Source organism: Streptomonospora sediminis (genome assembly GCF_054778995.1).
This window is the reverse complement of sequence record NZ_BAAGYZ010000021.1, coordinates 114,819-136,897: the sequence shown is the minus strand read 5'-3', so window position 1 is coordinate 136,897 and position 22,079 is coordinate 114,819. Positions and strand designations below refer to the sequence as shown.

Sequence of the window (22,079 nt, the reverse complement as noted above, 5' to 3'; positions counted from 1 at the left end):
ACTGATCTGTTCACAATTGTCTAGTCTTCCCGGTATGGCCCGCAGCAAGGAATTCAACCCCGAGATCGTGCTTGACACCGCCATGCGGCTGTTCTGGCGGAAGGGGTATGAGGGGACCTCGACCACCGACCTCGTCGAGGAGCTCGGTATCTCCCGCGCGAGCCTGTACGGGACCTTCGGCTCCAAGCGCGAGCTGTACCTGGCCGCACTCGACCGCTTCGTCTCCGGAGGCGGCGGGCCGAGCGCCGCCGACATACTGGCCGCCCACGAGTCGGCCTTGGAGTCGGTCCGTGCTTTTCTGGAGACCAGCGTCACGGCGTCCGAGCCGGATGGGCCCGAAGGGTGTTTCGCGGTGAACGCCACCGTGGAGCATGGAACCGTCGATCCGGAGGTCTCCCGCCGCCTGGAAAGCGACCGGCGGCGCACGGAGACGGCGTTGTACTCGGTCCTTCTCCGGGGCAGGGCCGAAGGCGAGTTGGCACCCGGAGTCGACCCCAAGACGGCCGCTTCCATGCTGGTGGCCGTGAACTCCGGCCTGAAAGTGCTGGCCCGCGCCGGCGTAGGCCAGCACGAGCGCATCAGGGCGACGATCGACACCACCATGGCGATGCTGGCGCCCTAGCCGCCCACCGCGCTGGAGTCCCCGCCCGCTTCCGACCACCTCTCGATACCGGGACCAGGCTCTGCGCGCCCGAATTCTAGACTGACTTATCTATATTTCAGAGATTCCTCCGATCGGAGGGCCGTGCCGGAAGGCACCGCCCACCGCCGAGCACACCGGGAAAGGATGAGAAACATGATCGTGGACCATGCCGGAGCGCCCCTCCGCACCGATCGCGTCGCCGTCAACGGAACGAGCCTGCACGTCCGAGTAGGCGGTTCCGGCCCCGCCGTGGTGTTGCTGCACGGAGTACCGAAAACGGGCTACCACTGGCGGCACCTCGTCCCACACCTGACGACCGACCACACCGTCGTCGTCCCCGACCTCCGCGGACTCGGCGACTCCGCCCACCCCGACGGCGGCTACGACTCCGCGACCATGAGCGACGACATCGCCGAGCTGATGGCCCGACTCGGACACCCGGCCTACAGCGTGGTCGGCGAAGACTGGGGCGCCGCCATCGGCTACCAACTGGCTGCGCGGCACCGCGCGAACGTCGCCTCGCTTGTCTTCGCCGAGGCGCGCCTGCCCGGGTTCGGCTTCGAGGATCACGCCGCACTGACCCGGGAGAATCTGTATGAAGGGATGTTCTTGTGGCACCTGGGGTTCTACAACCAGCCGGACGTGCCGGAGATGCTGATCGCCGGGCACGAGCGTGACCTGATCACCTACATGATCAAGCAGGAGCGCAGCCGTCCTGACAGCGCCTCCCCGGACGCGATCGAGGAATACGTCCGCTGCTACTCGATGCCGGGCGGCATCCGGTCGATGCTCGCCATCTACCGCGCGATGCTCACTGATGCCGAACAGAACCGTGCAGCGGCTGCCGAGAAGCTGGACATTCCGGTGCTGGCGGTCGGTGGCGATGCGTTCATCGGCAGCGAGAACGAGGCGCAGATGCGGCTGCTCGCCCGCGACGTCGTCGGCCACGTCTTCCACGCAGGCCACGACCTGGCCGAGGAGGTCCCCGATGAGCTGGCCGCGGTCGTGCGTACGTTCCTGGACCGGCGGTGAGAGCGGTGAAACGGCCTCCGGCCCTGATCATCGGCGCGGCGCGTTCGAACACCGCACGGGCCTCGCCTGTGCGGACCGCCATCGCCACGGCTCGATGCGGTTGCGGGCTCCGCTCTTGTCCGCACCGATAGGGAAGGCGCCCGCAGCCGCGCGGCACCGCGGTGCATGAGCGGCTGCACCGACGCCGCCACGCCGCCGGTGGCAGTATTCGGGGAATGGCGACACACCCGTTCTCCGGCCTCACGCACGTCTCTGCGCTCCAGCCCCATCTCGCGCAAGCGGGCCGCGTCTTCCGCACGTTCGCCGAGCAGGACTCGGGATGCGTCTCCTACGGGGTGGCCGCGGCCGGGCGGCGCTGGTTCGTCAAGAGCGCCTCGACTCCCGGCGGCGTCTCCGCACTGCGCCGGGCGATCGCGGTGCACCAGGCCGTCGCCCATCCCGCCATCGCCCCGCTGCTGCACTCCTTCACCACCGACGACGGACTTGTGCTCGTGTACCCGTGGTTCACCGGCGAGGTGCTTTATCACCCGACACGGAAACACCGCGGAGGACGGGGCGAGGCCAACAGCCCGCTGTCCCGCTTCCGCAGGCTCCCGACTCCCCGCATACACGCGGTCCTGGAATCCGTGCTGAGTGCCCACATCGCGGTGGAGCAGGCCGGGTTCGTGGCGGTCGACTTCTACGACGGCTGCATGCTCTACGACTTCGACGCGCACCGGATGGTGTTGTGCGACCTGGACGAGTACCGGCCCGGCCCGTTCACCCTTGAGGCGGAGCGGCTTCCGGGTTCCAGGCGCTACATGGCCCCGGAGGAGTTCGTGCGGGGCTCGGTCGTCGATATCCGGACGACGGTGTTCACCCTGGGCCGTGCCCTCCGCCTCCTCCTCGACGCCGGCGACGAGGAGAAACACTGGCGCGGCACCGCCGACCAGCGCGCCGTCGTCGAGAAGGCGACCGCGGAGCGGCCGCAGGACCGGTACCCCTCCGTCCGCGCGCTCGCCGAGGCCTGGGACGCGGCGGTTTGAGGCACCGGGGCAGCACGCCCGCTGGCGCCGGCCGGCAATCCGCCGCCGCCCCGGATAGCTGGTTCTTCCTTGAGGGCGATTCCCGTTCAACGTTAATGCAGCAATCGCTGCACCTTTCTAGTGAGGGGGTGATCAGGTCCCAGGACGCGCACGGCGTCGTCGTGGAGGTCGCGCAGCCGGTTCCGGGCGTTCTCGAGCTCGCCCAGTTCCGCGTGGGTGCGGGCGAGTTCGAAGCGGATTTCAAGGGCGTCCTCTGTCTCCTCCTCGCCGAGCGTGCGGTGGTTGTCCAGCAGGTCGAGCAGCACCTCGATGGCCTCGGCGTAGCGGTCCAGGTCGACCAGACACGCGGCTAGAGCGTCCCGGCAGGCCATGACGTCGCGCGCCCCCTCGCCGTGCTGCTCGATGAGCAGCGGGAGCAGGCGCCGATACTCCCGCTCGGCCTGTTCAATGCGGCGGGCGTAGAGCCACGCGTCGGCCCGCATACGGGTGAACCGCAGACAGACATCGTCGGGCAGCTGCTCCGCGTTTGCGAGCGCGTCGGAGAGGACGTCGCCGGCCTGGACGAAACGCTGGTCGTCCACGAGTCGGTCCACCTCCTCGTACACCTGATCCGGGTCGATCGGCCCGGTCGGATACGGCGCAGGGAAGGGAGGAGCGGCTGCCCGCGCGGTGTCGCTGCCGGTTCGGGAACGGGGTGTGAACGGGTACCGGAACGGGCGGGTCGGGTCGTGCTCTGCGCTCGTGTCGGGGGTTCCCACCGGCCGCGGGGCCGGTAGGCACGGAGCCAGCCGGGTGAGCACCTCGCCGGCATCGGCCGGGCGGTCGGTCGGCTCCTTGCTGAGGAGGTCGGCCAGGAGCGCGGCAAGCGGCGCGGGGACGTCGTCGCGGAACTCGCCCAGAAAGGGCGGGGCGGTGTGCACCTGCTGGTATATCAGCGCCGCTGTGTGTGCGCCGGTGAATGGGGGACGGCCGGTGAGCACTTCGAACATCAGGCAGCCCAGCGCGTACAGATCGGTGCGCGCGGTGGCGTCCCCGCCGTCACACAACTCGGGAGCCATGTATGGTGCGCTGCCGAGGGCCTCGTGGCTTCGGGTGAGCCGGGAGATGCTCGGATCGAGCAGGATCGCGATGCCGAAGTCGAGGAGTTTCACGGCGCCGTCGGGGCCCAGCATGACGTTGGGGGGCTTGATGTCGCGGTGCACTAGGAAGCCGGAGTGTGCCGCGGCGAGGACGGAGGCGAGCTGCGCCCCGATGGCGGCCGCGCTCTCTACGGGCAGCGGGCCCCGCTGCGCGAGGATATCGCCGAGGTTCTGCCCCTCCACGAGCTGCATGACGAGGTACAGCTCCCCGTTCTCGGTTCCGGCGTCGTAGACGGCCGGGACGCCCGGATGCTCGACGCGGGCGGTCATCCTGGTTTCCCGCAGGAAGCGTTCGACCAGGACGTCGGCCTGCGTGTCGGTGGTGCTCAGGTGCTTCCGGCTCATCAGTTTCACCGCGATCCGGCGGTCGAGCCGGCGGTCGTAGCCGCGGAGGACCACGCCCATGCCGCCTCGGCCTATGGGGGTGGTCAGTTCGTAGCGGTCGGCGATGACGCGTTGCTGGAACATCGAATGGCCGTGTTTCCGTGGTACAGGGGGCGGTCAGGCGGCGTCGCGGCGCAGCCGCCGATAGGCGCGTCCGCGGGCCTTGCGCACGAACTCCTCCCGGTATTCGTCATTGTCGCTGAACATCCGGAGGAATTCGGTCCTGCTCTCGGCGGCCTCGTACACCTTGTCCTCGAAGGCGGTGTCGAATACCAGGCCGAAGTCCTCCTCGCTGTTGGCGTCGGCGGAGTTGGCCATCCCGGGTTCGACGAGGACCGCGTTGAGGGGGTCGCCCATGTCGCCCGGTTGCGCGTGCCCGCCGTACTTCTTGTTGAGTTCGTCGATGAGCTCCTGCAGGGAACCCGTTTCCGGTTCTTCGGCGGTGCCGCTCCCGCCTTCGGAGAACCCTGGCAGCACCTGCGCGCCCTCGGAGGTCAGGCGTTCGTCGTGCACACCGGTCTGCTTGAGCCGGAACTGCTCGACGGCGGTCCCGGAGAGGTCGATGTCGGATTCCTCCTTGCGGTTGGGCAGTCGGTTCAGCAGCAGCTTGCCGTACTGGAACAACCGCTCCAGCCCGCTGTCGGTGAACGGCACGATCTGGGCGAGGAAGGCGTACATCCGGACGAAGTCCCGCAGGGCTGCGCGGAAGGACTCCGCGGCATCGGGGTCCTCCTCCTGCAGCCGGACGAACCGTTTTGCGGCGGGTTCGGTGTGCCGGTTCATCTCCGCGTGCAGGCGCTGCCGTTCGCGGCCTTCGACGGGGGAGCGGTCGGCGGCTGCGAACGCTTCGGCGAAGTCGGCGAGTTCGTGCTCGACCAGCAGTTGGTGCTCCATGACCTCGCGTTCGGCCGTGTAGAGCAGGTTTGGGTCGGTGGGGGTGGTCAGGGTGGTCTCGTAGTACCGCTGGAAGGACTTGCGGATGTCCTCGGCGTCGTTGGCGAAGTCGAGGACGAACAGGTCGTCCTGGCTTTTGGCGGGGTGGGTGCGGTTCAGCCGCGACAGGGTTTGTACCGCCTGCACGCCGGTGAGTTTGCGGTCCACGAACATCGTGGTGAGTAGCGGCTGGTCGAAGCCGGTCTGGTACTTGTCGGCCACGATGAGGATGCGGTATTCGGGTTTGCCGTTCGCCGGGGCGTCGGGGTCGTCGGCGCGCGTGTAGCCGAACCGTTCGGGGAGTTCCTTCTCGCCGAATCCGTTGAGAGTGGTTTCGGTGACCTTGTCGTCGGGGTTCCCATCAACCTCCAGTTCGCCGGAGATCGCGACGAGCGCCCTGCAATCGCGGTATCCGAGTGTCGCCGTGTACTCGGTGATGGCCCGGTAGAGCTTCACGGCGTGGTTGCGCGACCCGGTGACGACCATCGCCTTGCCGCGGCCGCCCATGCGGTGCCGGGTGTCCCGGTGTACGTGCTCCACGATGACTTCGGCGCGCTGCTGCATGCTTTCCGGGCTGAGCATCGCGAACCGCACCAGCGCCGAGCGGGCTTTCTTGGTGTCGACTTCGTGGTCCTCTGTGTCGGGCCCGGCCAGTCGGAAGTAGTTGGCGTAGGTGATGTAGTTGCCGAGCACGTCGAGGATGAAGCCTTCCTCGATGGCCTGGCGCATCGAGTAGGCGTGGAAAGCCTCGGGGGAGCCCGTCACCGGATCGGGGGTGCCGAACAGTTCGAGGGTTTTGGGTTTCGGGGTGGCGGTGAACGCGAAGAACGACAGCTCCGGGTGGCGGCCGCGCGCCAGCGCCGAGGCGGTCAGCGGGTCGCCGTCGGCGTCGATGTCGTCACTGCCGAGTTTGCGCAGGGCCCGCTTCATAGCTGAGGCGGAGTCGCCGGACTGGGAGGAGTGGGCTTCGTCGGCGACGATCGCATACCGGTTCCCGCGCAGCGCGGTGACCTGTTCCAGCACATGGGGGAAGGTCTGCAGGGTCACGATGATGATCTTCGTGGTGGCGTCGGTGAGCGCCGCCGCGAGCTGGCCGGACTTGCTGCCGTCAGTGGTGGTGATGCGTTTGACCACACCGGGGGTGTGGTCGAACTGGTAGATGGTGTCGCCGAGTTGCTTGTCCAGAACGGAGCGGTCGGTGACCACGATGGTCTTGTCGAACACCAGCTCGTCGGCGCCCAGCCCGGTCCCGGGGCCGAGGTCGGCGGGGTCGGGCACCGTGTGCAGAGTGGACAGCCGGTGCGCCAGCCAGGCGATGGTGTTGGACTTGCCGGAGCCGGCGGAGTGCTGGACGAGGTAGTTGTGGCCGCTGCCGTGCCGGGCGACGTGGTCGGTGAGCCGGTCAACGGCGTGCCACTGGTGGTAGCGCGGGAAAACGAGCCGACGTTCATGCGGGGGTGCTTTGGCGCCTTTCGCCGGCAGTTCCAGGTGCAGGAACCGGCGCAGCAGGTCGAGCCAGGTGTCGCGTTGCCAGATCTGCTCCCACAGGTAGCCCGTGGCATACCCGGAGGGTCCGGCCGGCGGGTTGCCTTTGCCGCCGGAGACACCGGGGCCTCTGGAACCGGCGTTGAACGGGAGGAAGGCGGTGGCGTCGCCGGCGAGCCGCGTGGTGAGGTGCACTTCGTCGGTGTCGACCGCGAAGTGCACCAGAGCGCGGTTGCGCAGTAGGGGATCGCGGGGGTCGCGGTCGGTGCGGTACTGCCGTTTGGCGTGTTCCACGGTCTGCCCGGTGAGGGGGTTTTTCAACTCGGCGGTGGCGACCGGTATCCCGTTGCAGAACAGCACAAGGTCGAGGGACTTCTCCGGGGCTTTCGCGGAGTAGTGCAGTTGCCGGGTGGCGGTAAGGAGGTTGGCGTCGTATTCGGCGTGGGCGTCGGCGGCTCCCGCGCCGGCGGGTTTGAAGAACGCGAGCCGTATCTGCACTCCGCGGTCTTTGACGGGGTGCCGCAGCACGTCGAGGGCTCCCCGCCGGTCGATCTCGCGGGCGACGTGTTCGGCGAAGCGCCGCTGGAATTCCTCGGTGTCGCCGCCGTAGAGCTCGGTGAGCCGTTCGCACTCGTCGGGCTGGGTGCGGCCCAGGAACTGGAACAGCCGCCGGGTGTCGAGCGCGAGCCGCCGGTCGTAGTCCTGCTGGAAACCTTCGACCCATCCGCCGGTCCCGGTGAGCGAGTCGACGATGACCGTCTCGAACGCCGCTTCGTGGTGCGGGGGTTTCGGCGAGGGCATACGGGAGGCTCCTTGGGCGCGCGAGGCTCTTTTTTGGTCCGCCGTGAAGCCCCCAGTATGGCCGAGATCAACGGCCACGGCGGCGAAACGGGGTGAATCGGTCATGCATCTGCTTGGCCGGTCGGTGCTGCGCGCCGCCAAGGAGGACATCGCCGATGTTTGACGACATCCGTTCCGCTGAGGGCACCTCCCTGGACCGACGCGCCTACCGTGCGGACGCCGCCGCCCTGCGCGCGGACCCGGCCATGACCGGCGAGGTCTGGAAACTGGAACGGACGCAGTTCTTCTACGAGTCCGGGGACCCCGCCTGGGAGGCGTTCTGTTCCGGCGACTGGCGCCGTGCGCTGGAGATTTTCGAGAGCGAGCGCGCCGCCATCCGGGGTGTGGCCGAGGAGTAGACGCGTCTGGGTCTCAGGCTGCGGCGGCTGCGCATCGTCGAACTCCCGCCCACCCCCTACCTTCGGTGGCCGCCGCAGGGGTCGTTCGGCACCTGATGCGGAATGTTCCGCACTCGCAAGGAGGAACTAGTCACGTGCCGTCTCGTCCCGAAGGCCATCCTTCAGGGCTTCGTCGCGGACGCTTTTCAGCGTGGCTTTTCCACCGGCTTTCTTAGCGTGCCAGAAGGTCCAACCGTTGGCGGACTGCCGGTTCAGGACGAACATGGCCGCCGATGAGACGGCGGTGAAGATCTCCCCGGAGTCGACCTTCACATGGCCGTCGCCGAGGACGGTGGCGGTGTAGCGCTCACCGGCGCGTGTGCCGAAAATCTCCTGTCCGGCAGCCAGATAGCCGTTCTGGATGAGTTCTCCCACGGTGACGTCATAGCGCGCCTTGCCTCGCCGGGCGGCACGCCGCTCGGGCGTCACGTGCTTGGGGATCTTGAATCCGTAGTTCTCCGGTGCCCACACCAGTTCGCACAGCCGCTGGTACAGCTTCTGGCGCTCGTCGATGGCTTTCGCGGTGAACTCGGTGTCGTCCTTGTAGCTCTGGAACAGTTTCGCCAGCCCGTACTCCCTGTTGCTGCGGAGCTTGCGGAAACCGGGGTTCCTGGCACTGTGGAACCCCGGGTGGAGGGAGGCGGCCAGTACGTTCTGCTGGCGGTAGGACTCGATCTTCTCGCTGAGGGGAACATCCCGGTAACTCGCGTTCTCGCTCTTGTCCAGGAGCAGCAGGGCGCCGAGCCGGTCGCGGTGGGCGTTGAACTTGGCGAGTGTGGGAGCCTCGGACTGGTAGCGCGCGGGCTTGTTGGCCCAGATGTGCTCGATCTCGTACGGACGCTGCCGGTCCAGGTAGCTGGCGAGGGGGTCGGGTTTGCCGCATTCCTTCTCAACCCAGGCGGTGACCCGGGCGAGCAGGTAGCGCACCTGTTTCCTGTTGTCGTGCCGCAGGCCGAACTTGGTCGCGGTGATTCCGGTGAAGTCGTCGTCGAGTCCGGCGATCTCCTGGCTGAGCAGGTTCCTGACGTCCTCACTGGTTCGGCAATCGCGGAGCCGCGGCACCAGATGGGCCACCTCGTCGTCCAGGGCCTCGGGTTGGCGCGCCTTGTCGTTCACGAAGCGGCGAACGTAGAGGAGGTCGAGGTAACCGGCGACCAGGACCGCCTTCTTCCAGAACTCGTCGAGGTCGTCGGTGGGGGAGACGGTGGCGAGGATCGCGGTGTACTGCTGGTCGAGGCCGTTCACCGCGTTGTGGAAGATGGGCTCACGGTTCTTGTAGGGCTCTTTCGCGGCGCGTAGCAGGGAGGCGTACCGGTCGGCGAGACCGCAGATTTCGTTGGTGACGAAGCGGTGGTAGGAGTCCTCGCCGTGCAGGCTGAGCCGGCCGTGGTTCTCGCGAACCCATTCGTGCGCCGCCGTGCCGATCCTGTCGGTGTCGTTGCCCGGTCCGGTGTCGGAGAGATCGGCGTACTTGGCGGTCAGCATGGCAGTGATGAAGTCGCTGGGGGTGTGGGGCTCGTTGGCGATGATCTGGGCGAGCATTGCGCGCCATTGCACGTCGAGTTGGTGACGGTCGCGGGCGTGGGAGAGCAGGAAGCCCTTCAGCAGTTCGACGGGGTCGAGCTTGACGCCCCGGTCGTTCATCGTCTTGAAGATCTCCCAGCCCTGTTCGCGGCTGTCGGCCTTGATACCGACGAGGCACACGCGGTCGCGGAGCCAGTCCAGGAAGGGGAGGAGGCTTTCGCCGCGGAGCTCGGGCGGGAAGGTCTCGTCGAGGTCGCGGGCGCGTTCGTAGAGGTTGATCACCGAGGGTGTGGCGTTCTTCGGGAGGTTGTAGGGGCGTCCCTTATAGATGGAGTCGAGTAGTGCGCTCCGCTCGTCGATCGCGATGGTGTAGGTGCGCCGGCCGTGTTTGGAGATCCGGATGAGTTTGTCGAGTTCGCTCAGGTCGTCGTCGGCGTCGATCTGCTGCTCGACGAGCAGTCGGCGGAGGTGCATTAGCAGCAGGTGGAGCGTGGTGATGCGCTGCTGGCCGTCGACGAGGTAGGTGGTCTCACCCTCTTCGAAGTACACGAACGGCCCGAGGAAGTACGGCGCGTACTCGGACGTCTGGGACCTGCTGTGCTCGGGGTGCCACGAGGCGGCGAACCGCTGGTACAGGTCCTCGACGAGGGAGTCGACGTGCTTGCGGGACCAGACGTACTCACGCTGGTAGTAGTCCAGTCCGAACCGCTGCCCGGAGAAAAGCTGCTCGATGGTGAAACCGTGACCACTGACGGGGGATTCGGCCATGCCGGGCGACGCTCCTCGTTGATCGACGCGCTGCACAGGGGATGCTGATCGCTGATCGTCGTACCCCGTCTACCGGAGGAGCGAATCCCGGTTGCTGGCCCGATCCGGCCACTTCGACTCCCGAGCCATCGGTATTCGGATGACGAGTCGAAGTTCTACAGGCGGGTGTCCTTCACCGCGGTGAGGAACGCCGACCACTCGGAACCGGAGAAGGCCAGATGCCCCGCCTGCGGGTGCTTGGAGTCCCGCACGACGACCGAGGAGGGGAGGTGGGCGTACTCGACGCGGTTGACCTCGCGACCGCTGTAGGAGGAGACGTGCCAGGTGGCGCTGGAGCATTCGAGGCAGTTCATGTTGGAGCCGCTGTAGGAGCTCTTGCGCCACTCAAGTGCTGGGTGCTCGGAGGCGCGCATGGGCTCTGCCTTTCATTCGGGGGCTTGCTCTTCAGCGATCGCTGCGATGAAAGCGACCGATTCATCCGGAGATAGTGCGGATTGTCTAAGCCTATCGGCCTCGGCCCGGTAGAACTCGACCTCGTGAGTCTCTTCCAGGAAGGTTCCAGAGATCTTGTGTTCGAGGTAGGCCACGGACTTGCCCTTGGGGAGTTCGATCACCCCGAAAGAGCCGTCGAGACCTGTGTGCGCGCCGAGCGCTAGCGGGAGGGTCCAGATGGTCACATGGGGGCGCTCGGATGCCTCGATGACATGGCGTAGCTGGCGAGCGAGCAAGCGCGGGGGCACGATGTTGCGCCGTAGGGCGCCTTCGTCGATCGCGAACTCAAACTTCGGGGGATGTTCCCGGCTCAGCAGAGCCTGGCGTCCCATGCGGGCTGCTACACGGACTTCCGTTTCCTCCTCAGGGACACCGGCCGCTTGCATGATGGCACGTGTGTAGTCCGGCGTTTGCAGTAGTCCAGGTATGACCAGGGGCTCGAAGTTGAAGTGGCTGACGGCTTCTGATTCGAGCTGGATGAGCGTTCGCGACTCTCGCGACAGGCCGCCCTGAGATTCGAAGAAGCCGGGCTCATCGGCCTTCTCGGCCTTCGCGACGAGGCGGTCTCTCTCGAAGCCGGTCACTGCATAGATGGCCAGTAGAGAGGCGACATCGGCAGGGGTAACGCCTTGCTTGCCGTTCTCGATCTTGGAGACCTTTGACTGAGGCCACCCCAGTTGGTTCGCCACTTTGCGACTGCTTAGGTTGCGCTCTTCTCGTATAGAGCGCAGCTCGGCTCCGAGACCGCGTCCAGCGACCGTTGGTTGTCCGCCCTGCATCCAGTCCCTCCCAGGCTCGCAAGCATCGGGTAGAGCCTAGCGACCACAGTCGCCTGTGATCAGTTGCCTGTTACCGACAGTTACAGCTTGCTTCTCGGTGTACGTCCGTGAAAACTACCTGAATTACCTTGAGAATCGATTCTCTAGCTGATTCTATCTGAGGTGAAGGCTTGTCCTCACCCCTACGGAGGTACTCCCATGCCGTCTTCAACAACACTCGGGTCGACGCGGCGCCATCTCCTCAACCAGCTCCAGCAGGAGGTGCACAAGGTCGGTGGGTCGGCGCTGGTGGCGCTGGCCGATTCGGATCACCCGGTGCTCTACACCGTCGGCCCCGACGGTCGCCGGGTCGCCGTCGTGGCCATGTGGCTGGGGGATTCCTGGTGGTTCATCTGGGGCCGGAACGGTCAGGCTCCGGCGGACTCGCCGCGCGAGGCTGCCGCGATCCTCGCCGGGCTCCGCCCGGTGGGCCGGGGCGGCGCGGGAAAAGTCCGGGATCTGTTCAGCCGCCGCCCTCGCGCACGCGGTAAGCAGGCCGCGCAAGCCGCCTCGGGCGCGTTCGCGGAGGTGGCGTGATGGAAGACGTACTCTCCCCGTTCACGCTCAGCGCCTACCGGTCCTTTCCCGGCGCGGCGGAGCAGTGCCGCGAGGCCCGCCTCTGGGTGCAGGCGCTGGTGCGCGACTTCCACGACGTGGCCGACGCCGTGGAAGTGGTCGCCAGCGAGTTCTTCAGCAACGCCCTGCGCCACACCGCCTCAGGCCGCCCCGACGGCGAGGTGGATGTGGGCTTGGTGGGTCTGGCGGCCGGTGTCCTCCATCTGGAAGTGATCGACCAGGGCCAGGCCACCACCCGCGCCGAGCGTCGGCCCGTCGAACCGATGCGCCCCGGCGGCTGCGGCCTGGTCCTCGCCGCGGCCCTATCCCACGGCTGGGGCCGCGTGCCGGCCGATGCCGACCCGTGCTGCGGCGTCCACACCCCTGCTCCCGACGACTACACCGGCCCGATGGTCACCTGGGCCCACTTCCACACCAGTAGCCGACGCTGACCCCGACTCCCTGTCCGGCACGGCGGCCGTCGTCCACGCCCCAGCGTCACCCCACGGCCGCCCGCCCCGCTGTCATGACATCGAGCTGGCCGGTCACAGCGGCAGTGATGAGCGCCTGGCGGCGTTCAGTGAGGAGAGAGAGCTGGTCGTGGATTGCCTTCTGTAGCCCTTGTTGTGCTTCCTGGTGGTCTCGTTCTCTTTGAACGACTTCTCTTTGGCATTCAAGGGGAGGGAGGGGCAAAGAAAGAGAACGGATAACACCGGAAGGAAGGTTGTTTGCAAGTCCTCCTGCTCCTGAAGTTCCATTCTTGATTTGATCGCGAACCTGGGGTGAGGATGCGATAAATGCCATGTACTCAGGTAGTACTTTAGTGTTGTCGGTGTAGAGCCGATATATTTTGTCGCAAAGAAGTAGATTTTTCTCTATATCGGGGACTACGGCGATGCTCCCGATCAGGTCTAATGATCCGCTGGCTCTAGACATGAGGAGATCGCCTTTGCGGATGCGATAACGAACTTTAGGGGCGATATCTACTGGGAGTCTCTTGTTGTTTTCTGGATCGAAAGATCCGTTGTTGACCGCCCCTGATTTGAGTACGCCCCACTCTTCTTGCTTTGCAGGGGTGTTGTAACAATCAGGAGACCATCCCTGTTCGATTCCTAAAAGTGCGTGCTTGAATCGCGCGGTTGGGTGATAGATGCTTAGGTGATTGAATTTCTGTGAATTGCGAGATTGCAAACGGTTTTTGAGAAGTTCAATCTGACGTGCTCGTGCGTGTGTAAGGCGATCAATCCGTGCTGTCTCGGCGTCGAGAAAATCGGCGATGCGGCGCTGCTCGTCCATGCTAGGCATGGGTAGGGTGAGGTTGCCAACTTGTTCCGCGTTGAGGTTTGATTGCGTGTTGCTGCGCGCGAATTGATGGATATTGGGGCGGATGCTTATTAATGCATAATTGAGAAAGCGTCCATCGACTGTTCCGTTCGGGGTGATGCCAAGGATTGCCTGGTTCCAAGTTCCGCTCGGTTCAAGCCAAGCAGTATGGCCTAAGCTGGCGTACATACTGAAAAGTAGTGTTTTGGGTGAGGAGGGCCTGAGTCGCGCGGCGACTAACCCCTTCTTGGTGATCCGGTTATTCGTGTCAGTGACCTTATCGTGGGTCGACATGTCAGAGATGGAAACCCAGGGGTAGCCATGGTCGCCATCGGACCAGTATTCTTCTACGTCTGATTTTGGGGTTCCGCCGGCTGTTAGTCTGGCTATGTATTTTAGGCGAACGCTCGACCACATCACTCCGTCACCTCCCCCAACAACCGCTGGATCTCCCCTTCAAGCTCCTTCAGTTCCGTGTCGATCTCTTCCAACGGCCTCGGCGGTATGTACTCATAAAAATGCCTGGTGAAGGGGATCTCGTACCCCACCTTCGTCTTACTCTCGTCGATCCAGGCGTCAGGCACGTGCGGCAGAACCTCGCGCTCCAAGTACGCGTGGATGTCCTCGTCCAGCGGAACATTCTCGTTGTCCCGCAAATCCGTATCCGGAAGGACATCGCCCTTCTTATCCTTCTGCAGTTCGCCTTCCGGATCGCTGACGCTGACTGCGTTCCACACCTGCTTGGTAACAGCGGCCGGGATGCCGGTCAGCCCCGCGTCGGCGTAAGCGGCCTTCAGCGCGGCGTCGAAGTCGGCCTTGCTGTAGATCGGCTCCCGGCTCGCCAAAGGGTGCAGCGCGGCGAGAATCTTCTCCCGCAGATCGGTGTCCTTGGCGAGGGTCTTGTTGGCCTCCAGTTCGGCCAGTGCCTCCTCGGTCACCTCGAAACGCAGCCGCAGCGGGCGCTCGACCGTGATCCGGCGGTACCCGAAATCCTTCGGCCGGAACACCTTCACCCGCGGGTCCGACTCCGCCTCGGAGAGGGCGTTCACGTACAGCTTCGTCAACTCCGTGATCCGGTCGTCCGGAATGAGCTTGCGCTTGTCGCCGAGACTCTTGCGCATCTTCTCCCACTCTTCGCGGGCGTCCAGCAGGATCACCCTGCCCCTGTGGGCCGCATCCTTCTTGTTCGACAGGATCCAGAAGTACGTGGAGATCCCCGTGTTGTAGAAGAGTTGGTCCGGCAGGGCCACGATGCCCTCCAGCCAGTCGTTCTCCAGGATCCACCGGCGGATATTGGACTCGCCCGAATCCGCACCTCCCGTGAACAGCGGGGAACCGTTGAACACGATCGCCACGCGCGCGCCCCCCTCCTCGGGTGTGCGCATGTGGTGGATCATGTGCTGCAAGAACAGCAGCGAACCGTCGTTGATCCGGGGCAACCCCGCCCCGAACCGGCCCCGGTACCCCTTGTTCTCGTGCTCGGCCTCGACCTCAGCGCGGGCCTGCTTCCACTCCACCCCGAACGGCGGGTTGGCCAGCAGGTAACTGAACGACCGTGCGGCATGCTTGTCGGCGGTGAAGGAGTTGCCGAGCTTGATGTTGTCGGCCTGTTCACCTTTGATCAGCATGTCGGAGCGGCTGATCGCGTAGGACTCCGGGTTCATCTCCTGGCCGAACAGCTTCACGGTCGCGTGCGGGTTGTGCTCGGTGATGAAGTCCTCGGCGGCGGTGAGCATGCCCCCGGTTCCGCACGCCGGGTCCAGCACGGTGAAAACCCTGTTTGGGGTTAGCAGCTCGGCCTCGTCCGGCGACAGCAGCAGCTTCACCATCAGGTTGATGACCTCGCGCGGGGTGAAGTGCTCACCGGCGGTCTCGTTGGAGATCTCGGAGAACCTGCGGATCAACTCCTCGAACAGGTAGCCCATCTGGTGGTTGGACACCCGCTCCGGACTTAGGTCCAATCTTGGGTCGGCGAACCTGCCCGCCACCTGGTACAGCAGCTTCGACTTCTCCAACCGGGCGATCTGGTTGGTGAAGTCGTAGTGCTCGAAGATGTCCGCGGCCGTCGAAGAGAAACCACCGACGTAAGTGCGCAGGTTCCGCGCGATCACATGTTCGTCGGTCTCGGACCCCACGATCCTCGTCAGGCTCAGGTTCGACTCGTTGAAGAAGCCCAACCCCAGCGGCCGTACGAACGACAGGAGCTGGCGCTCCCGGTTCTCGATCCCTTTCTCCTTGAGCTCGTCGCGCTTCTCGATGATGGCGGCCTTGTGCGGCTCCAGCACGCACTCCAGCCTCCGCAGCACGGTGAACGGCAGGACCACCCGACCGTACTCCGACTGCTTGTAGCTGCCGCGCAGCAGGTCGGCCACCGACCAGAGGAAACCGGCGAGCCGCTGGTGCTCAGAACTCATGGCGGGTTTTCCTTACCAAGAACGAAGAGGGGACAGGGAAAGTCTGCGAGACGGCTACGACAGGCGCGACCGGTTTCCGCCGAGTCGGCGCCGATCATCTGTCGGAAGCGCCATCCGGCCCGTCTTCCACCGGGCGGAGCGCGCCGTAGACCAGGCCGTCGACCATCGTGCGCCGCGCTTCGCCACCCGCCCGGTACAGCCGGTCCAGAGTGGCGCGGAACTCCTCCAGCCGGCGGAAGGCCGCCCCGATCCGCTGCTGGTCGAGCAGCGGCAGACGCGGCAACTCCACCCGCCGGACGTTGATGATGGAGGAGCGGCGCGATGGGGAGGAGCGCTGCGCCACCTCGGAGCCGTTGAACACGGCGGCCAGGAACCACGAGTCGACCGCGTCGGGGTCCGGGCGCACGACCACCACGCTGCCCGAGACGGGAGTTCCCGCTTCGGTGTCTGCGACCACCCGGGTTGCCGGGTGGAGGATCATCGCGCGCGTCACCAGCACATCACCCGCCCGTACTCGCACGGCGTCCACACCCTCCGGTATCCGCTGCGACGGCGGCCCACCGGAGAGCACATCCCGCTCCGTGAACGCGAGAAGCGCATCCGGTCCGGCGTCCTCCTCCCCGCGGCGGTGCGACGGTGTCCAGAGCAGCTCGACCTGCCCGCGGCGCACCAGATCATGCACGGACACCGTGGCCCGTGACCCCGGTGAGGCCTCGGCGACCCGCGGCAGCAGTCCCGGGAGCCGACCGGCGAGCTCGACCGCGGACTCCCGGGCCGCACCGAGCCCGGACACATCGGGAGCGGCCGCAGTGAGGTGCCGGGCCGGGGTGAGGTCCACGTCCTCGCCGAGGAGGCCGACCACCGGCACCGCCCGCCAGTACCCGCCCTCCTCGCCGCCGACCCCCCGGCCGGCCGCGAACGGCTCATAAGCGTCCAGCACCGCCTCGCGCACCTCCGGCCACGCGGGCTCGGCGATCGCCGCGGCGGCATCCACCAGCAGCACCTCGGAGGGCGCGGGCTCGTTCTCGACAGGGCGCCGCAGCACCCACAGCGTGAGGGGAACGCCCATCGGGGGCGCGAGTCCTGCGGGCAGCGCGACCACCGCGCGCAGCGCGCCCCGGCGCAGCAGTTCCGTCCGGATCCGGCGACCGGACCGCCGCGACGCCACGCCTGGCGGAAGGACCACGACGACCGCGCCGCCGGGCCGGGCACAGGCGAGTGCGTGCTGCACCCAGGCGAGCTCCGAGTCGCCCTTCGCCGGCAGCCCGTACTCCCAGCGGGCGTCGAACTCCAGCTCCCCCACACCCCAGTCCCGCTGGTTGAACGGTGGGTTCACCAGCACTGCGTCGGAGCGCAGGTCGGGGAAGTTGTTCTCCCGCAGCGAGTCACCCGCGCGGATATAGGGTTCGGCGCCGGCCAATGCCAGCCGCACCCGGCCGAGCCGTGCCAACCCCGTGGTTAACTCCTGCCCGACTGGATGCACCCCCCGGCCGCGCAGGAACGCCGTGCGCAGCAGGGTGGCCGCGCCGCACGCCGGGTCGAACACGGTGCCGCCGGGGTGGCCGGCGAGCTCCACCATCAGCTCGGCCAGGTCTTCAGGGGTGGCCGTGAAATGGCGGGTGACCGAGGTGAGGAAGCGCTTGTAGAGCCGCTCGAACGCCTCTGGCGGGCCGCCCTCCTTGCGGGCCAGCTCCGTTATCCCGTCCAGTGCGGGCCGGAACGTGTGAACAGGGGGAAGCTCCGGAGCCCCAATGCCGGGAACGGCTGTGAACACCGCGCGGATACGGTCGTCCAGCTCGGCGTCCGCCATTTCCGCTGTTTCGCGCTCCGAGGTCGCCACCAGCAGGGCCGCACCCGTGTACGCAACCGCGTCGGCGGTGTCCAGCCGACCCCGCGCGGCGTCCATGAGCTGCCACACCGACTCCACGCTCGGCGCCTGGTCGAGCTTGCCCTGCTGCTTCAGCCAGCCGCGCACCTCACGCAGGTCGAACGAAGGGCTGGTGTCCGTGCCGCCCACCGGTGCAGGGAAATCGCCGTATCGGCGCCGCCAGTTGCTTACCGCGGCGCGCCCCACCCCCGCCAGGCGTGCGATCTCGGCCGCGCTGACGGTCGGGGTGTCGCCGTCGCTGGTGTCCGGCACCGAACTTGCCATGGTGTTGACCCTATCGCGGCTGCATGAGCAGCGGAACTCCCGTGCACAGTTTTTTGTCTGTTGACTAGGTTCACAAGCATGTCCTACATTGACCGAGTCGCCGTTGATGATGTGTTCAGCGGCGTGTTCACGACCATGTCCCGCAACTTCCCCTCGGGAGACCGCAATGACAACCGGAACGGCACTTTCCACCCCGGAGCCGCCCCGAATCGCCGCCCGCGTCCGCGAGGTCACGCTGTACCGGCTGACCGATGTGGACACGAACGAGCAGAGCATGCGCGCCGTCTTCGACGAAGCCGGAACCGCCCGCCGGCAGCTCGACCTCAGTACGACCCGCATCCACGGCATGCCCGCGGTGATCCTGTACGGGATGCGCGGCGGCGAACACCCGCCCGACTGGCAGGCCGACGCGGCCCGGACCACCGCGGTCGACCTGGACTTGCGCAAGGCCTCGCCGGTCGCTGCCGTCCTCATCGCGGTGGACGACCACGTCTATGCGTTCAGCTACGGCGGCGGATACCACTTCATCCCGAGGGACCTCAGGGACCCGGAGTTCGGACGCACGTTCGCCGCCTGCGCCCTCGACCCGGCAACGGTGGCGACTGTGAACACCCGCGACATGGACACCGCGAACCGGTACGGCAGCACCCACATCCCGCGCGGCCAAGCGGTGCGCACCTTCGGCCTCCGGCACGAAAGGGACTTGGTGAACCGCCTCAAAGCCAAGTGCGGGCTGAACGAGCTCACCGCCGCGCGGGGCGGCGAACGCCCGCGCTTCGCCGAATGCGGGGACGGGATCCGCACCCACCTCGGTGTCGACCAAGCCGACCTCGTCAACGACATCCGCTTCATCGCCGCCACGGTGAAGGACGGGCAGGTGCACGAGGAAATGCGGTTCCTGAAAGACCGCAAGGAGGTCCGCTCTCCCGAGAAGATCGAGGTGCTCTGGTCGCTGGTCGAGGACGGGCTGCGCGACCCGGAGTCCATCGGGCTGGCGATCGCCCCGCCACTGGACATCTTCGACCAGCTCGACGAGGCGCGTTCATTCCAGGTCCGCATCGGACCCGCGACGTGCCCGCTGCGTGCCGAACTCCGGGTGGAGGACCTGGTGGCGCGGCTCCGCTCCCTGAGAAAGGGGAAACTCGCCCAGGCCCTCAAGAACGGGTGGATCAAACTGTTCGAGGACACTGACGGCCGGCGGGAGATCGCCACGCACCGCAACCTGTGCTACTGGATCGATGCCACGGTGTCGCCGGGCAGCGAGATGTACGTGCTGCGGGACGGGCGCTGGTACGAGTACGGCGCCCGCTACCTGGAGGAAGTGCGCCGCGAGGTCGCCGACCTCCTCGCGTGCGGCTCCTCGCTGGAGCTCCCCGTCTGGCCGGACCGGCTGGCATACCGGCACGACAAGGAGTCCCCTGAAGCCGCCTACAACAGGCGCGTCGGCGAGACGCAATCCGGATACCTCTGCCTGGACAAGAACCTCGCCCGCACCGAGGTCCACTCCGGCAACGGGGTGGAGCTATGCGACATTCTCGGGCCGGGCAATGAGCTGGTCCACGTCAAGCAGGCGTCGTCAGCAGCGGGCCTGAGTCACCTGTTCAATCAGGCCAAGTCGGCTGTGGAGAGCCTGCACTACGAGCGCCAGGCACGCGAATGGTTCGCTGAGGCCGTGGCCCGCATCGACCCCGAGCGCGACCTCACCGGTTTTCAACCGAGGACCGTCGTGTTCGCCATCCGGTTGGCCAAGCACTCCGATGTCACCGTTGACAGTCTCTACCCGCTGGCGCAGGTCGAGCTGTACCGCACTGCCGTGGCGCTGCGCCGGTGCGGAATCGCCGTCGAGGTCGTGGCCATCAGCCACAGCAGGTGATTGGGCGGTACCACTTCGGACCGAGCGGGCCACTTGTTCTCCGATATCCCGAAGGAGGCCGATTCGGTCCGATCGCACGGCTAGGGAGCACGTGGCCGATGGAAAGATGCGCAACGTCTTCGTCCGGGAGGACGCCGTCACCGTCCACCTTGGGGCCTTCCTGGTCCGCCTTATGGGGCAGCTGGGTGTCCTATTCGAGGAGGTCGATGTCCGCCGCGGGTCGGCCGCGCAGGTCGCGGCGTGCCGTGAACGGGGACTGGCGCTTACCTACGATCCCGTGGAGCGGGCGCTGAGCGCAGGAGTCGATGCGGAGGCAATCTTGGTCCGCCTGTGAGTCCTCCGCATCAGCGGAACCATGCGCACCATGCTGAGTCGAACCCCCATGGAAGGTTATGCGGTATGGCTGGATACTGAGCACGTCCAGGTCACATAGGACAAAGAAAATCCCAGGACACAGAGTCCCGGGATTTTGTCGCCATGAAACCTTATGCAATCTCATGCATACCTAAGTGTCCGAGGGGGGACTTGAACCCCCATGCCCTAAACGGGCACTAGCACCTCAAGCTAGCGCGTCTACCTATTCCGCCACCCGGACGTAGCGGCCCTGCACTGTGTGCGGGCTGGGGTTAACCATAGCAAAGGTCTGGGGTCGGGCGGACATCGTTTTCGGGTTCAGGGGGAGCATGGAAGGGTCGAGGGCGTACGTGTGTGGTGAGAGGAGTTGGTGGGCGCCATGGCTGGTGTTGGTGACGGTGACGGGGTGAGCGCGGCGGAGCGCGAGGTTGTGGAGCTGTGCCGGGAGCTCATCGCCATCGATACGTCCAATTACGGGGACCACTCCGGTCCCGGGGAGCGGGCCGCGGCCGAGTATGTCGCGGAGAAGTTGGACGAGGTCGGCGTGCAGCCGGCCATCTACGAGTCGCATCCGGGGCGCAGCAGTGTGGTGGCGCGGATCCCCGGTACGGACCCGGGGCGGGCGCCGCTGCTGGTGCACGGGCATCTGGACGTGGTGCCGGCCGACGCGGCCGACTGGACGCACGATCCGTTCGGCGGCGAGGTCGCCGACGGGTGCATCTGGGGGCGCGGCGCGATCGACATGAAGGACATGGACGCGATGGTCCTCGCTGTGCTGCGGCAGCGCATGCGCGAGGGGCGCCGGCCGCCGCGCGATATCGTGCTGGCCTTCCTGGCCGATGAGGAGGCCGGCGGCACCTGGGGAGCCCGGTGGCTGGTGGACCAGCATCCCGAGCTCTTCGCCGACTGCAGCGAGGCGATCAGCGAGGTCGGCGGATTCAGCGTCACCGTGGCGGAGAACCGGCGGCTGTACCTGGTCGAGACCGCGGAGAAGGGCATCGCCTGGATGCGCCTGGCGGCCCGCGGCACCGCGGGACACGGGTCGATGGTCAACGACGACAACGCCGTCACTGAGTTGGCCGATGCGGTGGCGCGCCTGGGCCGTCACCGGTTCCCCGTCCAGCTGACCAAGACCGTGCGCACCTTCCTGGAGGAGGTCTGCGCCGAGTTCGGTATCGAGTTCGACGAGAACGACGTGGAGTCCACGGTCGCCCGCCTGGGCTCGGTGGCCTCGATGATCGGCGCCACGCTGCGCCACACCGTGAACCCGACCGTGCTCGACGGCGGCTACAAGGCAAACGTCATCCCCGGAGCCGCAACGGCGCAGGTCGACGGGCGGTTCCTGCCCGGCCTCGAAGACGAGTACTTCGCCGAGATCGACCGCCTCCTCGGTCCCAAGGTCACCCGCGAGTTCATCCACCACCTGCCCTCGGTCGAGACCGGGTTCGAGGGCGGGATCGTCACGGCCATGTCGGAGGCGCTGCTCGCCGAGGACGAGGGAGCCAAGGCAGTGCCCTACTGCCTGTCGGGCGGCACGGATGCCAAGAGCTTCCAGACGCTGGGCATCCGCAACTACGGGTTCGCCCCGCTGCGGCTGCCCCCCGAGCTCAACTTCTCCGGGATGTTCCACGGTGTCGACGAGCGAGTCCCCGTCGATGGGCTGCAGTTCGGCGTACGGGTCCTTGACCGGTTCTTTGACATGAGCTGACACCGCATCGCCGCAGGCGCCGCGTTCCGGACGGGCCGATAACCGATTGCCGATCACCGTCTGCTGCCTGTCGGCCACCCTTCCGCGACTCGCCCGCCGCAGGGCGTCCGGGGCCGCGGCCCCGGACGCCGGCGTTGCCGCGCGGTGTTCGCAGCCGCATGTGCCGCTGTTGCAGCCCCTTGGCCCTCATCGGCGCCTATCAGCGCGTATCCGTCGGCC

At 66.6% G+C, this 22,079-nt stretch carries 18 protein-coding genes and 1 tRNA gene; 10 read left to right on the top strand and 9 right to left on the bottom strand.

Annotated features, from left to right (window positions below; genetic code table 11):
• Positions 1-34: 34 nt before the first annotated feature.
• The 3 genes from ACYVD5_RS06140 to ACYVD5_RS06130 all read left to right on the top strand — a co-directional run bounded on the left by ACYVD5_RS06140 (position 35) and on the right by ACYVD5_RS06130 (position 2,700).
• A complete protein-coding gene (locus tag ACYVD5_RS06140) occupies positions 35-622 on the top strand; it encodes a TetR/AcrR family transcriptional regulator (RefSeq protein ID WP_460999924.1) in 588 nt (195 codons plus the stop codon).
• Between the two features lie 174 nt (positions 623-796).
• A complete protein-coding gene (locus tag ACYVD5_RS06135) occupies positions 797-1,675 on the top strand; it encodes an alpha/beta fold hydrolase (protein ID WP_460999923.1) in 879 nt (292 codons plus the stop codon).
• 215 nt (positions 1,676-1,890) lie between these two features.
• Positions 1,891-2,700 (top strand): protein kinase family protein, encoded by an 810-nt coding sequence (locus ACYVD5_RS06130; RefSeq protein WP_460999922.1) that lies wholly within the window; start codon positions 1,891-1,893, stop codon positions 2,698-2,700.
• 92 nt (positions 2,701-2,792) lie between these two features.
• Here the strand turns inward: ACYVD5_RS06130 and ACYVD5_RS06125 are convergent, their stop codons facing one another.
• Both ACYVD5_RS06125 and ACYVD5_RS06120 read right to left on the bottom strand, forming a co-directional pair.
• Entirely contained in the window at positions 2,793-4,307 is a 1,515-nt protein-coding gene (locus ACYVD5_RS06125; RefSeq protein ID WP_460999921.1) for a serine/threonine-protein kinase, read from the bottom strand.
• Positions 4,308-4,340: 33 nt separating this feature from the next.
• Entirely contained in the window at positions 4,341-7,442 is a 3,102-nt protein-coding gene (locus ACYVD5_RS06120; RefSeq protein ID WP_460999920.1) for a type I restriction endonuclease subunit R, read from the bottom strand.
• A 155-nt stretch (positions 7,443-7,597) separates the two neighbouring features.
• Here ACYVD5_RS06120 and ACYVD5_RS06115 point away from each other — a divergent pair, with 155 nt between their 5' ends.
• Together ACYVD5_RS06115 and ACYVD5_RS06110 are read left to right on the top strand one after the other, a co-directional pair.
• On the top strand, positions 7,598-7,840 hold the full coding sequence (locus ACYVD5_RS06115; protein WP_460999919.1) for a hypothetical protein: 243 nt from the start codon (positions 7,598-7,600) through the stop codon (positions 7,838-7,840).
• Positions 7,841-7,846: 6 nt separating this feature from the next.
• Positions 7,847-7,936, top strand: a complete 90-nt coding sequence (locus ACYVD5_RS06110; protein WP_461000044.1) for a hypothetical protein — start codon at positions 7,847-7,849, stop codon at positions 7,934-7,936.
• Positions 7,937-7,966: 30 nt separating this feature from the next.
• On the opposite strand, the gene ACYVD5_RS06105 is transcribed toward ACYVD5_RS06110, so the two are convergent.
• The 3 genes from ACYVD5_RS06105 to ACYVD5_RS06095 all read right to left on the bottom strand — a co-directional run bounded on the left by ACYVD5_RS06105 (position 7,967) and on the right by ACYVD5_RS06095 (position 11,442).
• Complete coding sequence (locus ACYVD5_RS06105; protein ID WP_460999918.1) at positions 7,967-10,171, bottom strand: GmrSD restriction endonuclease domain-containing protein; 2,205 nt, start codon at positions 10,169-10,171, stop codon at positions 7,967-7,969.
• A gap of 155 nt (positions 10,172-10,326) precedes the next feature.
• Positions 10,327-10,584, bottom strand: a complete 258-nt coding sequence (locus ACYVD5_RS06100) for a DUF397 domain-containing protein (protein ID WP_460999917.1) — start codon at positions 10,582-10,584, stop codon at positions 10,327-10,329.
• A gap of 12 nt (positions 10,585-10,596) precedes the next feature.
• Entirely contained in the window at positions 10,597-11,442 is an 846-nt protein-coding gene (locus ACYVD5_RS06095; RefSeq protein WP_460999916.1) for a helix-turn-helix domain-containing protein, read from the bottom strand.
• 198 nt (positions 11,443-11,640) lie between these two features.
• Between ACYVD5_RS06095 and ACYVD5_RS06090 the strand changes: the two genes are divergently transcribed.
• Positions 11,641-12,018: a hypothetical protein gene (locus tag ACYVD5_RS06090; protein WP_460999915.1), complete on the top strand. Its 378-nt coding sequence runs from the start codon at positions 11,641-11,643 to the stop codon at positions 12,016-12,018.
• Positions 12,018-12,488, top strand: a complete 471-nt coding sequence (locus tag ACYVD5_RS06085) for an ATP-binding protein (protein ID WP_460999914.1) — start codon at positions 12,018-12,020, stop codon at positions 12,486-12,488. Before ACYVD5_RS06090 ends, ACYVD5_RS06085 begins: the two co-directional genes overlap by 1 nt.
• A 46-nt stretch (positions 12,489-12,534) precedes the next feature.
• Here ACYVD5_RS06085 and ACYVD5_RS06080 read toward each other — a convergent pair whose 3' ends face one another.
• The 3 genes from ACYVD5_RS06080 to ACYVD5_RS06070 all read right to left on the bottom strand — a co-directional run bounded on the left by ACYVD5_RS06080 (position 12,535) and on the right by ACYVD5_RS06070 (position 17,925).
• Positions 12,535-13,776 (bottom strand): restriction endonuclease subunit S, encoded by a 1,242-nt coding sequence (locus tag ACYVD5_RS06080; protein WP_461000043.1) that lies wholly within the window; start codon positions 13,774-13,776, stop codon positions 12,535-12,537.
• A complete protein-coding gene (locus ACYVD5_RS06075) occupies positions 13,776-15,773 on the bottom strand; it encodes a type I restriction-modification system subunit M (protein ID WP_460999913.1) in 1,998 nt (665 codons plus the stop codon). Before ACYVD5_RS06075 ends, ACYVD5_RS06080 begins: the two co-directional genes overlap by 1 nt.
• A gap of 94 nt (positions 15,774-15,867) precedes the next feature.
• Positions 15,868-17,925 carry an N-6 DNA methylase gene (locus tag ACYVD5_RS06070; protein ID WP_460999912.1) on the bottom strand — a complete coding sequence of 686 codons (2,058 nt, stop codon included), beginning with the start codon at positions 17,923-17,925 and terminating at the stop codon, positions 15,868-15,870.
• A gap of 166 nt (positions 17,926-18,091) precedes the next feature.
• Here ACYVD5_RS06070 and ACYVD5_RS06065 point away from each other — a divergent pair, with 166 nt between their 5' ends.
• Together ACYVD5_RS06065 and ACYVD5_RS06060 are read left to right on the top strand one after the other, a co-directional pair.
• Positions 18,092-19,798 carry a DUF6119 family protein gene (locus tag ACYVD5_RS06065; protein WP_460999911.1) on the top strand — a complete coding sequence of 569 codons (1,707 nt, stop codon included), beginning with the start codon at positions 18,092-18,094 and terminating at the stop codon, positions 19,796-19,798.
• A 91-nt stretch (positions 19,799-19,889) separates the two neighbouring features.
• Entirely contained in the window at positions 19,890-20,132 is a 243-nt protein-coding gene (locus ACYVD5_RS06060; protein ID WP_460999910.1) for a hypothetical protein, read from the top strand.
• A gap of 176 nt (positions 20,133-20,308) precedes the next feature.
• Here the strand turns inward: ACYVD5_RS06060 and ACYVD5_RS06055 are convergent.
• A tRNA-Leu gene (locus ACYVD5_RS06055) sits at positions 20,309-20,393 on the bottom strand.
• A gap of 138 nt (positions 20,394-20,531) precedes the next feature.
• Here ACYVD5_RS06055 and ACYVD5_RS06050 point away from each other — a divergent pair.
• Positions 20,532-21,860 carry a M20/M25/M40 family metallo-hydrolase gene (locus tag ACYVD5_RS06050; RefSeq protein WP_460999909.1) on the top strand — a complete coding sequence of 443 codons (1,329 nt, stop codon included), beginning with the start codon at positions 20,532-20,534 and terminating at the stop codon, positions 21,858-21,860.
• The last annotated feature ends 219 nt before the right edge of the window (positions 21,861-22,079 follow it).